Source organism: Arthrobacter sp. AK01 (genome assembly GCF_021109375.1).
Taxonomy (GTDB): domain Bacteria; phylum Actinomycetota; class Actinomycetes; order Actinomycetales; family Micrococcaceae; genus Arthrobacter.
Genome location: NZ_JAJOHP010000002.1, coordinates 22,246 through 34,685, shown reverse-complemented (window position 1 = coordinate 34,685; position 12,440 = coordinate 22,246). Strand labels below are relative to the sequence as shown.

Below are 12,440 nucleotides of genomic sequence, written 5' to 3'. Positions count from 1 at the left end.
CCCGAAGCCATACGCGCCGATAGCCTTGGCGGGTGACCAACAGAGCCCGGCTGCAAGCCGGTGGCGGACTGCTCACGCCATTTCGCCGGCGAGGTTGCGCCGGGCAGCGTCCAGCCACAGATCCTTGGCGCGTTCGCCGTGGAACAGCGGGTCAAGGCTTAGGAGATGGCGTACGACGGCGGCGCGACCGGTCGCGAAGTCGTCGTCGCTGACGTAGGCGTAGTCTTCCCGGACGGCGGCCAGGTAGCGTGCGTAGGCCTGTTCGTCGCCGCCGAGTACGGAGAGGTCGGCGTCGCAGAGGAGTGCCCCGGCGTGGTCGCCAGGCTCTGGGGAGTGGCTGGACGTGAGCCGGACCAGCCGCGCCACCTCGGCCACATCGGCGGGAGCCAAGCCGGCAGCCATGAGACGGTCCTCGGCCAGCAGGGCTGAGTCCTCCTCATCCTTCCCGGCAACACCTTCATAAACGGCATCGTGGAACCACGCCGCCAAGGAGACGGTCCGCGCAGGCAACGCCGGTTCGGTCAGGACGTCCAGTGCTTCCAGAACTGCCAGGAGATGTGTGCGGCTGTGATACTTCCTGCCGTCCTCACCCCACCGCTCCAACAGCTCAAGCCCCAGCTCCTCATGGCCGGGGAAAATACTGTTCCAACGCTCCATCAGAGGAACTGTCAAGGCTTTGCTCCGCTCCCTCGCAGGAATCCGCAGGCCGCTGGCGATGAGTTTTCGGACCAGCACCCGGGCCTCCACCGGGATTGCGCCGGCGAGCACGAGATCGTCATAGCGGCGTTCCGGAACGTCGTAGTGGTCCCCGTCGAAGGCTCTCTCCGGAACCCCCGCGGCGGCTGCGAACGCGTGGAGCTCGTCCAGCGACGTGTCCGAAACCAGGTGCGAAAATACGGTCCCGTGCGCTGGCCACAGGGGCGGATCGACGTAGATGGCCATTGCCAAAGTGTAGTCCCAGGCGATCCTTCCCAGTTGCCGGCCATCGGGGCGTCTACCGCCGTGCTGCGCCCCGGAAATACGGGCTTCACTGCCCGCGCTGTTCACGGCAACTGGGAAGGAGCGTAGGAGGATCAGCGTTCCGCGGGCAGGATGTTCTGGTTGCCGCGGAACACGTTGTCAGGATCGAACTCACGTTTCACCAAGGACAGCCGGCGATAGTTCTGCTCCCCATAGGCCGCCATGATCCGGTCCTGGCCTTCGTCGCCGATGAAGTTCAGCCACACTCCGCCCGTGGTGTGCGGGGCGATGTCCTGCCGGAACTGCTTGACCCATGCTTTGGCGTCCTGGCCGCCCTCCCGCGTCTCGGATAAACCGAAGGGATGGCTGACCCATGCCGCTCCGCGGTGCTGCAAGGGCGTCTCAGCCGCGGCAGGCCCGGAAACAGCCCCGCCCCATCGGGCCACCAGTTGCTGCGAATGGGGACCAGGGAGCCGCTGCGCCGAATCAACCAGGAGATCGAGCGCATCATCGCTGAGCTCGTTGTGGTAGTCGGCGCTCCAGTAGTTGTAGAGGTTCGGAGGGTCATCGATCATGCACTGGAAGTCCGCGTAGCCCATGGGAGAGACCAGGTCCACAGCGGGGCCAAGATCGCGGAACGGCTTCGCGTGCTCTTCACCGGCCTCCATATCGCCGGCGTAAAGATAGGCCATGCCGACGGCGAGCTTGCCCACCATGTTTTCCGGGACAAACTCTTCCGGGGGAGCGGTGAGGTACACGAGCGCTGTTCCGACGGCGTCGGGGGCTTCCAAAGCGAGCCCACGGAAGGCGCGCGACAAATCCGTGGCATCCTCCCCGGGGAACAGCATGAGGCCGGCCATGACGGTAGGACCGACGTCGTGCAGCTGGAACGTGAGGGAGGTGGCTACGCCGAAGTTTCCGCCCCCGCCGTGGAGTGCCCAGAACAGTTCCGGATTCTCGTCCCGACTGGCGGTCACCTGCTCGCCGGAGGCGGTGACCAGGTCCACGGCGAGCAGGTTGTCGCATGCGAAACCGTACGAACGCTCCAGCCATCCCGAGCCGCCGCCCAACGTGAATCCGGAGAGCCCGGTGGTGGACGCGCGGCCGCCGGTGACGGCTAGGCCGTACTGTTGCGTTGCGCGGTCGAATTCACCCCACGTGAGTCCGGCGCCGGCGGTGGCGGTCTTCGCTTCTGGGTTGACGCTGATCGATTTCATGGGGCGGACGTCAATGACCAGCCCGTTGTCGTTGGTGGACATACCGGCCACCGAGTGTCCGCCTGATCGCACCGCTACGTCCAAATTGTGGTTCCGCGCGTAGCTGAGGGCCTCGGCAACCTCGCCGGGACCGGAACATTTTGCAATGACGGCAGGCTTGCGGTCGATCATCGCATTGAAGAGTTTACGGGCTTCGTCATAGTCCGGGTTGTCCGGACGAATCCATTCCATGGGACGTTCCTTTGAATGTGAAACTCTCCCCCAGAACAGGGTACGGCGGCGGGTCCCTGTGAACCATGGGTAGCGCAAAGAAGTACGACGGCGGCCGCGCCGTTCGCGCCTGACGCACCCATGCTGACCGGTGCGACGGGGCGCAATAACTTGAATCCGGGCATCAAGTCATATTTCGTATGCGGAACAAACAAGTCATCAGAACCGCAAACACGGAACTACACTCATTCCATGCCGCAAATACGAATTTCCGAAGCCGCCCGCTTCCTAGGCGTCAGCGACGACACCGTGAGGCGTTGGACGGAAAACGGAACGCTGACCGCCCAGAAGGACCCAGCCGGACGCCTCGCCGTGGACGGATTGGAACTCGCCACGCTTGCCCGCGACCAGTCCCACCTCCCTGACGACCCCTCGCGGTCGGGAAGTTCGGCGCGGAACCGTTTCGTCGGCCTGGTCACAGGAATCACCGCGGACAAGGTCATGGCCCAAGTCGAGCTGCAGTGTGGTCCGTTCCGGGTGGTGTCCCTCATGAGCAGCGAAGCCGTCCGGGAACTCGGGCTGGAACTCGGTTCAGTCGCCACCGCCGTGGTTAAGGCCACCACCGTCATTATCGAAACTCCGCAGGGAAAGAGCATCATATGAGGACCCTCCACCTGAAGAAGAGCATTGTGGTCATATCGGTTGCGGTCGGGTTGGCCGGCGCGCTCGCGGCCTGCGGCACCACGGCACCCGCCGCAACACCATCGAGCACCGGCAGCACGTCCCAGTTGAGCGGAACAGTGACCGTCTTTGCGGCAGCCTCCCTCAAGTCAACCTTTACTCAACTGGCCAAGGACTTCGAAGCCAGGAACCCCGGCACCAAGGTAACCCTGAGCTTTGCCGGCTCCTCCGACCTGGTCACGCAGATCAGCCAGGGCGCTCCTGCCGACATCTTCGCTTCCGCCGACACCAAGAACATGACAAAGCTGGCCGACGCCAAACTGCTGGACGGTGCCGCTACGAACTTTGCCACCAACGTCCTGGAGATCGCAGTGCCGCCCAGCAACCCGGCGTCGATCTCTTCCTTCGCAGACCTCGCCAAGCCCGGCGTTAAAGTCGTCACCTGCGCCAGCCAGGTTCCTTGCGGCGCGGCAACAGACACGGTTGCGAAGGCCAGCGGCATCACGCTGACCCCCGTCAGTGAGGAATCTTCGGTGACCGATGTCCTCGGCAAAGTCACCTCGGGCGAGGCCGATGCCGGTCTGGTCTACGTCACGGACATCAAGGGGGCCGGCGATAAGGTCAAGGGTGTGCCCTTCCCGGAGTCGGACAAGGCCGTCAATACGTATCCGATCGCCACGGTAAGCTCCAGCCAGAACAAGGAACTGGCAGCGGCCTTCATTGCTGCGGTCACCAGTGAAGCAGGCAAGAAGGTTCTGGGCGACGCCGGATTTGGCGCACCGTAGCCTGGCTGCGGCACTGAACGCACAGCTGTAAGGGGAACATGAAGAGCGCCACCGGCTATCAAGGCATCCCGCGTTGGATCTACGCCATTGCAGTCGTGGGTGGACTCCTGGTTGTCCTCCCGTTGGCGGCAATGCTCGCCAAGGTGAACTGGCCGCAGTTCGTCCCCCTGATCACGTCCGAATCCTCACTGGCCGCCCTGGGATTGAGCTTGCGAACCTCGGCCGCCAGTACTCTGCTGTGCGTCGTGCTGGGAGTTCCATTGGCGTTGGTGCTGGCCCGGAGCGAGTTCCGGGGCCAGCGGCTCCTGAGGGCGTTCGTCCTCTTGCCGCTGGTGCTGCCACCCGTCGTCGGCGGCATCGCGCTCCTGTACACGTTTGGGCGGCAGGGCCTCCTGGGGAAGTCCCTGGAGGTAGCGGGCATCCAGATTGCGTTTTCCACCACCGCGGTGGTGTTGGCCCAAACGTTCGTGGCCTTGCCCTTCCTGGTGGTCAGCTTGGAGGGTGCCCTGCGATCAGCTGGAAACAAATATGAGGCCGTCGCGGCGACACTCGGGGCCCGACCCACCACGGTCCTGCGCCGCGTCACGCTTCCGCTGGTCCTGCCGGGGCTGGCGTCGGGAGCCGTGTTGTCGTTCGCGCGCAGCCTGGGGGAGTTCGGCGCGACGCTGACGTTTGCCGGAAGCCTTGAAGGGGTGACGCGCACGCTGCCGCTGGAGATTTATCTTCAACGGGAGACCGACGCCGACGCTGCCGTCGCGCTGTCCCTGGTCCTGGTGGCTGTCGCGGTGGCTGTGGTGGGGCTCAGTTATGGTCGCCGGCGCAGCAGCACACCTTCGGAGGTCCGAGCATGAGCTTCGAACTGCAAGCCAGCCTCCGCGCCAGGGACTTCGACATGTCACTCAGCCTTGCCGACGGCGAGACTGTGGCCATCCTCGGTCCCAACGGTGCGGGCAAATCCACTTTGCTGGGTGTGATTTCCGGGCTGTTGCGACCGGATTCCGGTTCGGCACGGATCGCAGACAAACAGCTGTTCAACCTCGACGCCGGTACTCGCCATTGGAGCCCGCCCCACCTCCGCGGGACTGCGCTGCTGGCCCAGGAGGCGCTGCTGTTTCCGCACCTGAACGCCCTGGACAACGTGGCGTTCGGTCCGCGAAGTGCCGGGGCTTCCAAAGTGGCGGCACGGGAAACCGCACAGCACTGGCTTGCCGAGGTGGACGCCCTGCCCCTGGCCAACCGAAAGCCCTCGCAACTATCCGGCGGGCAGGCCCAACGTGTGGCAGTGGCCCGCGCTTTGGCCGCCGAGCCCGAGCTCCTCCTTCTCGATGAGCCCATGGCCGCCCTCGATATCCATGCGGCACCGTTGCTTCGCCGCGTGCTCAAACGCGTTTTGAAGGATCGGAAGGCCATCATCGTCACTCACGATGTCCTGGACGCCTACATGCTGGCCGACCGTGTCATCGTGGTGGAAAAGGGCCGGATCGCAGAGGAAGGCCCCACCCGTCAGGTCCTTGAACGGCCCAGGAGCCACTTCGCAGCTGGTTTGGCGGGCCTGAACCTCGTCACGGGCACCATCACCGAGGAGGGAATCACGACGCCGGATGGCCGGGTTTTCGCCGGCCAGCATGATCCGGGCTGGTCACCCCTGCCCGGACAGGCAGGCGTGGCTGCGTTCCCGCCGTCGAGCGTTTCCGTCTTCCTTGGCGAGGTGCACGGAAGCCCCCGCAATTCGTTTGCCGTCACCATCACGGACCTTGAGCCGCATGGGGACCAGATCCGGGTCCGCGCCGCGGGCGGTCCGGCCCAAGCATTGTCCGCCGACATCACCCCCGCGGCGTCCGCCGACCTTGGACTTGTCCCGGGCATGGACGTGCGGTTTGTGGTCAAGTCTGCGCTGGTGGCGGTCTATCCGGCCTGAGCCTGTCTACTCCCGATACATCTTCTCCGCGTAGGACGGTCCGTAATAGGTCTCCAGCTCTTCCAGCGGAGTCTCCGGTTGCGTGTAGGCCTGTGAAAGCACCGCGATGCTCGGCAGGTCGCCGGTCTCCCAGGTCTCGGGTTGCCAGAGTCCGCTGCGCATGAAGGCCTTGCCGCAGTGCGTGAACACTTCCTCCACTGAGACCACGACGGCGGCGCGCGGCCGGTGGCCTTTGACCACCATCAGGTCGAAGAAGTCGGCGTCGCGGACAATTTGCGCGGTCCCGTTGATCCGTAGGGTATCCGTGCGGCCCGGGACCACGGAGAGAATGCCGACGTTCGGGTTCTCCAGGATGTTGTGGAAGCCGAAGGCGAGCTTGTTGCCCGGCCGTTCCGGGATGGCAATAGTGTGCTGGTCCAGGACGAGGATAAATCCAGCGGGGTCGCCTTTGGGTGAGGCGTCAACGCGCCCCTGTGCGTCCGTCGTCGAGATCACGCAGAAGGGGCTGGCGGCCAGCCATTGCCTGTCGAAATCGCTGAGCGCTGTTCGCACCTTCCGGCGCACGCGTTCAAGCGGCAGTCCGATCAATTCTTCGAGTTCGTCAGCACTTGAAATGGCGTCCATGCCCCCAGCCTAAGCTGCTTGCCAAGACGGTGGCTCTGGACACCTGTTTCGCCGTGGGCAAACATGGAACACAGTGGGCCAAAAATCAAAGTTGAGCGTAGTAGACTCAACTTTGAAAGTATTGGTTCAACTCCAGAAAGGGAGCACTCTTTGGACGTCAAATTCACCACCAAAAGCCAGGAGGCCCTTTCTGCGGCCGCCATGAACGCCTCAACTGCCGGTAACCCGCAGCTTGAACCGGCACACCTCTTGAAGGCCCTCATGGACCAGCGTGATGGCGTGGCCGTGGCCCTGCTGCGTGCCACCGGTGCGGATCCGGACGCCGTGAGCGTGCAGGCAAGTTCGGCCATCAAAGCGCTGCCTTCTTCCTCGGGGAGTTCTGTCCAGCAGGCACAGCTCTCGCGCCAGTCCATGCAGGCCATCCAGGCCGCCCAGAACGAAGCCGACAAGCTCGGCGATTCCTTCGTGTCCACCGAGCACCTGCTGTTGGGCCTCTCGGCGGGAAGCGACGCCGTTGGCAAGTTAATGCGCGACGCCGGTGCCTCCCATGAAGCGCTGCTCGCTGCCCTGCCGGGTGTCCGGGGCGACCGGAACGTCAACTCTCCGGATCCGGAAAACACCTTCCAGGCCTTGGAGAAGTTCGGTACAGACCTCACTGCAGTGGCCCGATCCGGCAAGCTGGACCCGGTCATTGGCCGTGACAGCGAGATCCGGCGCGTGGTCCAGGTCCTGAGCCGCCGCACCAAGAACAACCCTGTGCTGATTGGCGAGCCCGGCGTCGGCAAGACCGCCGTGGTGGAAGGACTCGCCCAGCGCATGGTCGCTGGCGATGTCCCGGAGAGCCTCCGGGGCAAGACGCTCATTGCGCTGGACCTCGCCTCCATGGTGGCTGGCGCCAAGTACCGCGGCGAGTTCGAAGAACGCCTGAAGGCCGTGCTGGAGGAAATCAAGAACTCCAACGGCCAGATCGTCACGTTCATTGACGAAATCCACACGGTAGTTGGTGCGGGGGCCACGGGGGACAGCGCCATGGATGCCGGCAACATGCTCAAGCCCATGCTGGCACGTGGCGAGCTGCGCCTCATCGGTGCCACCACGCTGGACGAATACCGCGAGAACATCGAGAAGGACCCTGCCTTGGAGCGCCGGTTCCAGCAGGTCTACGTCGGTGAACCCAGCGTCGAGGACACCATCGGTATTCTTCGTGGCTTGAAGGAGCGTTACGAGGCCCACCACAAGGTGGCCATCGCTGACTCCGCCCTTGTGGCTGCGGCGACTCTATCCAACCGCTACATCTCCGGCCGCCAGCTGCCGGACAAGGCCATCGACCTCGTGGACGAGGCAGCGTCCCGGCTCCGCATGGAGATCGACTCCGCGCCGGAGGAGATCGACCAGCTCCGCCGCGCCGTCGACCGTTTGACCATGGAAGAGCTGGCCCTGCAGGGCGAGACCGATCCAGCGTCGGTGGAACGCCTGGCTGCCCTGCGCGCGGATAAAGCCGACAAGAACGAGGAACTCAGTGCCTTGAACGCGCGCTGGGAGGCTGAGAAAGCCGGCCTCAACCGCGTCGGTGACCTCAAGGCCAAGATCGACGAACTGCGTTCGGTTGCGGACAAGGCCCAGCGCGAAGGTGACCTCGAATCGGCGTCGCGGATCCTCTATGGCGAGCTGCCCGCCCTGGAACGGGAACTGAGCGCCGCCGCTGAGGAGGAATCGGCACGGAGTGATTCGAAGCCCGAGCTCATGGTGGCTGAGGACGTGACTGCCGATGACATCGCCGAGGTCATCTCCGCGTGGACGGGTATCCCTGCCGGGCGAATGCTGCAAGGCGAATCCCAGAAACTCCTCCACATGGAGGAAGAGCTGGGCAAGCGCTTGATCGGGCAGTCAAAGGCTGTCCAGGCCGTGTCCGACGCTGTGCGTCGTGCCCGTGCCGGGATCAGCGACCCCAACCGCCCCACAGGTTCGTTCCTGTTCCTGGGTCCCACCGGCGTTGGCAAGACGGAACTGGCCAAGGCCTTGGCCGACTTCCTCTTTGACGACGAACGCGCCATGATCCGGATCGACATGTCCGAGTACAGCGAGAAGCACTCGGTAGCCCGCCTTGTGGGAGCCCCTCCGGGATACGTGGGCTATGAGGAGGGCGGCCAGCTGACTGAGGCTGTTCGCCGCAGGCCGTACTCCGTGGTGTTGCTGGACGAGGTTGAGAAGGCCCACCCGGAGGTCTTCGACATCCTCCTGCAGGTCCTCGACGACGGTCGGCTCACCGACGGCCAGGGTCGGACCGTGGACTTCCGCAACACCATCCTGGTGCTGACCTCAAACTCCGGAAGCCAGTTCCTGGTTGACCCGACCATGGATGCCAGAGCCAAGCGTGAGGCTGTGATGGCTGTGGTGCAGGCATCGTTCAAGCCCGAGTTCCTGAACCGCCTGGACGAGATCGTCCTCTTCGATCCGCTGTCCGTGGAGGAACTCGCTCGAATCGTGGAGCTGCACGTGGCCGAGCTGAGCAACCGCCTCCGGGATCGTCGCCTGAGCCTTGAGGTGACCGAGGGGGCGCGGGCGTGGTTGGCCATGTCCGGATTCGACCCCGCCTACGGCGCCCGGCCGCTGCGCAGGCTGGTTCAGCGTGAGATCGGTGATCGCCTGGCCAAGGAGATCCTTGCGGGCGAGATCAGCGATGGCGACACCGTGCTGGTGGACACCGCAGCTGACCTGGACGAGCTCACCATTGACGGCCTGGAAGCACTGGCAGGTCCCGACGGCGGTATACCGGTGGGTGCCGGGCTCACAGTCCGTAAGAAATAGCGAGGGTTGGTGGACTACTTCTGGAGGAGGTCTTCCTTGATGGAGTTTCCTGAGTCCACCACGATGAAGCAATCAACGCGGCGGTCGCCCCGATCCCAGCTTGTGGTGCTCGGGTAGACGTTCTGTTGAAGCAGTACGTAGTTGTCGGCTGCCGCGTTGAGATTCGCCACTGAGGCCTTGCACACCTCGCGTCCCTTGTCCCGCAGGGCATTGGTTCCCGGGAACGAATCGTCGCCCGGGTACACGTGCACTCCAATGAGTTGGGCCGAGTGTTCGGTATCGCAGGCGACGGCCCGTGCTTCGCTGGCATTGGGATCAAAGTCGGCGAAGCAGTCGCCCACTTGGAAGTCTTTGGAATTCGCATCCCGGGGGAGGGGTCCCGGGGTTGCCGTGGCGCTCGGAGTGGTGACAGTGGCCTCGGGACGGGCTCCCAGCAGGTTGAGCAGCACCCAGATCACAACACCAATAAGGACCAGCACGCCCACCACGATGCCGCCGATGACCAGGCGCTGGCGATTAACTGGATCGCCTTGGGCTTCCGGGGGCAGCTCCTGGCCCGGGAAGGGCGGCTGGCCCGGGTAGGGTGGCTGGCCCTCTTGCCCTGGATAAGCGCTGGGATAAGAGGGCGCCTGCGCTTCGGTGGGCGGTAGGGCGGGATCGGGCTGGGCCGCGGGGTCCGGCACAAAGTCAGGGTCGAGTTCGGGAGCAGGGTCCGGTTGGAGGCCCGAAGGCGGCGCCCACGGAGCTGCAGGCGGTTGCTCACCGGCCGCCAGCGGTGGCGATTCGGGCGCGGGTGGAGTCTTATCATCGTCCTTGTCGCGTGGTGAACCATCGCGTGGCGGAGTGTTGTCCTGGCTCATTTCCGGGGTGTGCCTTCCTGCTGTGACGCCGCATTGAGGCAGACTCTACCCAATTTTCGGGTCCCTGGGAGGTGTTCGGGCTTGGATTTGGCAGGAGTCGGCCTGGACGCGGGGCTGAGGTGGCGCGCAGGCACCCCTGAAAGCATGTAATCTAGACATACGACAAATTGACCAAACATTCCGGGGCCTCACCGATAGCCAAGGTGACCACCTCCGGTCCAAGTACAAAAGGGGGTCACGCCATGGGGCGCGGCCGTCAAAAGGCAAAAGCTACCAAGCAGGCTCGGGACATTAAGTACTACTCCCCGAACACTGACTATTCGGCACTTGAGCGGGAGCTCACGGGTCCGTCCAGTCGTGTAAAGAGCCACTTCCCCGAAGATCCCCCGGAGCCGGACTATTCGGCTTATGAGGACAAGTACGCGGAAGACGATGACGACGAGGTTGACACCCGCCGAATCGGATAGCTGTCGCAACCAACAGGTGCCGTAGGCACTGAGTTGCGGACCGCCATCGTACTTCAAGGTCATCGCGCATTTCCGGATGCCGTATATCTTTGAAAAAGGGACCTCAGGGCACGTCATTCATTGGCGTACCCTGAGGGCCCTTTTTTGCGTAGGCTGGAGTTTCGAGCGCATCGAAAGGAACACCATGCCGGAGGCCGACAGCTACAAGCAAGGGACACCATGTTGGGTGGACCTTTCCTCCACCGACATTGACGTTTCCAGGAAGTTCTACAGCGACCTCTTCGGATGGGAGCTGGACGCCATGGACGCCGGGAACGGCATGACCTATTACATGGCCAAGCTCAAGGGCCGATACGTCGCCGGCATGATGCAACAGCTGCCAGATGCTCCAGAAGGAATGCCTTCGTATTGGGCAAACTACCTTGCAGTTGATTCGGCTGACGAGGCCGCCCGGCGTGTGGAGGCCGCGGGCGGTGCCCTTGTGTTCCCTCCTGACTCCGTCCCCAACGGCTCAGGGCGTATGTTCTTCGCCACAGATCCCACCGGAGCCCAGATCGGGTTCTGGGAGGCCGGCAACCACCCCGGATCGGGCCTGATCAACGAGCCCGGCACCATGGTTTGGAATGAACTCCAGACCAATGACGTCCCCAAGGCAGTGGCTTTCTATGAGGCCGTCACTGGCTGCACCAGCAACACGGCGCCTGCGGGGGACCTGCAGGAATACACGAATCTGCTGGTGGACGGGAGGGCTGTGGCGGGCGCGCTGAAGCTTCCCATCGAGGGGTTGTCGCCGTTCTGGATGACATATTTCAACGTGGTGGACATCGATGCCACGGTTGCGCAGGCAGTTGAGTTGGGCAGCCATGTCATTGCACCGGCTTTTGACGTTCCGGGGGTGGGGCGCATGGCAGTCCTCATGGACCCGGCGGGTGCAGCCTTTAGCATCATGTCTGGCCTCGCAGCATGACGTCACGGAAGCGGTACGCCAGCGGTGAGCCGTGCTGGGCGGACCTGCAGACAAGGGATGTTGCTGCGGCCAAGGATTTCTATCAGCACGTGTTCGGCTGGAGCTACCAGGACCTGCCCACGCCGGATGGCCGAAGCTACGCGCAGGCCTTCGTGAAGGATCAGCTGGTGGCCGTGATCGCCCCGCAGAATCCCATGCAGGAAGCTGCCGGAACGAACGGCCAGTGGAACGTGTACATCGCGGCTACGGATACTGAAGAGATTGCTGACGACGCGGTCCATGCTGGAGGGAAGCTCCAGTTCGGCCCCGAGGCTGTCGCGGACACTGGGGTCCTGGCGTTCATCGAACCACCTGGCGGCGGAACCACTGGAATCTGGCAGGCTGGAACGCATAGAGGGAGCCACTTGTTCAACGAGCCCGGTGCGTTGGCGTGGGCTGAACTGTTGACGCCTGAGCCACAGGCCGCCGTCGGCTTTTTCCAAGAGCTCTTCGCGCACGAGGTCACCGAATATCCCCAGGACGACGGCGGCAGCTACAGCACGCTGATGGTCAACGGTGACGAGGTGGCCGGCGTTGTGCCTGCCGGCGAAGGGGAAGAGCCCGGCTGGCAGATCTACTTTGCTGTCGCGGACCTGCGCAAGGCGGTGGAAGCCGCGGCAGCCGCCGGGGGAGAGGTCCTGGTGGAAGCGGAAGACCATCCCGAGACGGGCTCCCTCGCTACCATCCAGGACCCACAAGGCGGAGTCCTGAGCCTGATCCAGGTCTAGGAAGAGCAAAAGAGGGGCGGGGGGGGTTGGGCAGGGCGGGCGCGCGAGGTTAAAGGGGGATAAACGCCTATGGGGTTGGGGGGTCCCAACCGGCCCCCCCCCCCGCGCCCCCCCCCCCCCCCCCCCCCCCCCCCCGGGGGGGGCCCCCCCGCCTTCGCCTCTACACAACCCACACC

12 protein-coding genes are annotated in these 12,440 nt (G+C 64.1%); 8 read left to right on the top strand and 4 right to left on the bottom strand.

All coding sequences use genetic code 11. The annotated features are described in order from the left end of the window. Positions 1-72: 72 nt before the first annotated feature. Together LN996_RS00965 and LN996_RS00960 are read right to left on the bottom strand one after the other, a co-directional pair. Positions 73-942 carry a DUF4031 domain-containing protein gene (locus LN996_RS00965; RefSeq protein ID WP_231338335.1) on the bottom strand — a complete coding sequence of 290 codons (870 nt, stop codon included), beginning with the start codon at positions 940-942 and terminating at the stop codon, positions 73-75. Between the two features lie 131 nt (positions 943-1,073). Next, positions 1,074-2,408: an FAD-binding oxidoreductase gene (locus LN996_RS00960; RefSeq protein WP_231338334.1), complete on the bottom strand. Its 1,335-nt coding sequence runs from the start codon at positions 2,406-2,408 to the stop codon at positions 1,074-1,076. A 231-nt stretch (positions 2,409-2,639) separates the two neighbouring features. Here LN996_RS00960 and LN996_RS00955 point away from each other — a divergent pair, with 231 nt between their 5' ends. Genes LN996_RS00955 through LN996_RS00940 form a run of 4 tightly spaced genes read left to right on the top strand, consistent with a single transcriptional unit; the run spans position 2,640 to position 5,771 of the window. Then, complete coding sequence (locus LN996_RS00955) at positions 2,640-3,050, top strand: molybdopterin-binding protein (protein WP_231338333.1); 411 nt, start codon at positions 2,640-2,642, stop codon at positions 3,048-3,050. Next, positions 3,047-3,853 (top strand): molybdate ABC transporter substrate-binding protein, encoded by an 807-nt coding sequence (gene modA, locus LN996_RS00950; protein WP_231338332.1) that lies wholly within the window; start codon positions 3,047-3,049, stop codon positions 3,851-3,853. The genes LN996_RS00955 and modA overlap by 4 nt, the downstream gene beginning before the upstream one ends. Before the next feature lie 38 nt (positions 3,854-3,891). Continuing rightward, positions 3,892-4,704 carry an ABC transporter permease gene (locus LN996_RS00945; RefSeq protein ID WP_231338331.1) on the top strand — a complete coding sequence of 271 codons (813 nt, stop codon included), beginning with the start codon at positions 3,892-3,894 and terminating at the stop codon, positions 4,702-4,704. After that, positions 4,701-5,771 carry a sulfate/molybdate ABC transporter ATP-binding protein gene (locus tag LN996_RS00940; RefSeq protein WP_231338330.1) on the top strand — a complete coding sequence of 357 codons (1,071 nt, stop codon included), beginning with the start codon at positions 4,701-4,703 and terminating at the stop codon, positions 5,769-5,771. The genes LN996_RS00945 and LN996_RS00940 overlap by 4 nt, the downstream gene beginning before the upstream one ends. A gap of 6 nt (positions 5,772-5,777) precedes the next feature. On the opposite strand, the gene LN996_RS00935 is transcribed toward LN996_RS00940, so the two are convergent. Further along, positions 5,778-6,395, bottom strand: a complete 618-nt coding sequence (locus LN996_RS00935; RefSeq protein WP_231338329.1) for an MSMEG_1061 family FMN-dependent PPOX-type flavoprotein — start codon at positions 6,393-6,395, stop codon at positions 5,778-5,780. 150 nt (positions 6,396-6,545) lie between these two features. Here LN996_RS00935 and clpB point away from each other — a divergent pair, with 150 nt between their 5' ends. After that, on the top strand, positions 6,546-9,203 hold the full coding sequence (gene clpB, locus LN996_RS00930) for an ATP-dependent chaperone ClpB (RefSeq protein WP_231338328.1): 2,658 nt from the start codon (positions 6,546-6,548) through the stop codon (positions 9,201-9,203). 14 nt (positions 9,204-9,217) lie between these two features. Here clpB and LN996_RS00925 read toward each other — a convergent pair whose 3' ends face one another. Further along, complete coding sequence (locus LN996_RS00925; protein WP_231338327.1) at positions 9,218-10,063, bottom strand: septum formation family protein; 846 nt, start codon at positions 10,061-10,063, stop codon at positions 9,218-9,220. Between the two features lie 242 nt (positions 10,064-10,305). On the opposite strand from LN996_RS00925, the gene LN996_RS00920 reads away from it, so the two are divergent. From LN996_RS00920 to LN996_RS00910, 3 genes are all read left to right on the top strand, one after another. After that, positions 10,306-10,530, top strand: a complete 225-nt coding sequence (locus tag LN996_RS00920; RefSeq protein ID WP_024818182.1) for a DUF3073 domain-containing protein — start codon at positions 10,306-10,308, stop codon at positions 10,528-10,530. Between the two features lie 184 nt (positions 10,531-10,714). After that, complete coding sequence (locus LN996_RS00915) at positions 10,715-11,497, top strand: VOC family protein (RefSeq protein WP_231338326.1); 783 nt, start codon at positions 10,715-10,717, stop codon at positions 11,495-11,497. Further along, positions 11,494-12,264, top strand: coding sequence for a VOC family protein (locus LN996_RS00910; protein ID WP_231338325.1), 771 nt, complete (start codon positions 11,494-11,496; stop codon positions 12,262-12,264). Before LN996_RS00915 ends, LN996_RS00910 begins: the two co-directional genes overlap by 4 nt. Positions 12,265-12,440: the final 176 nt, after the last annotated feature.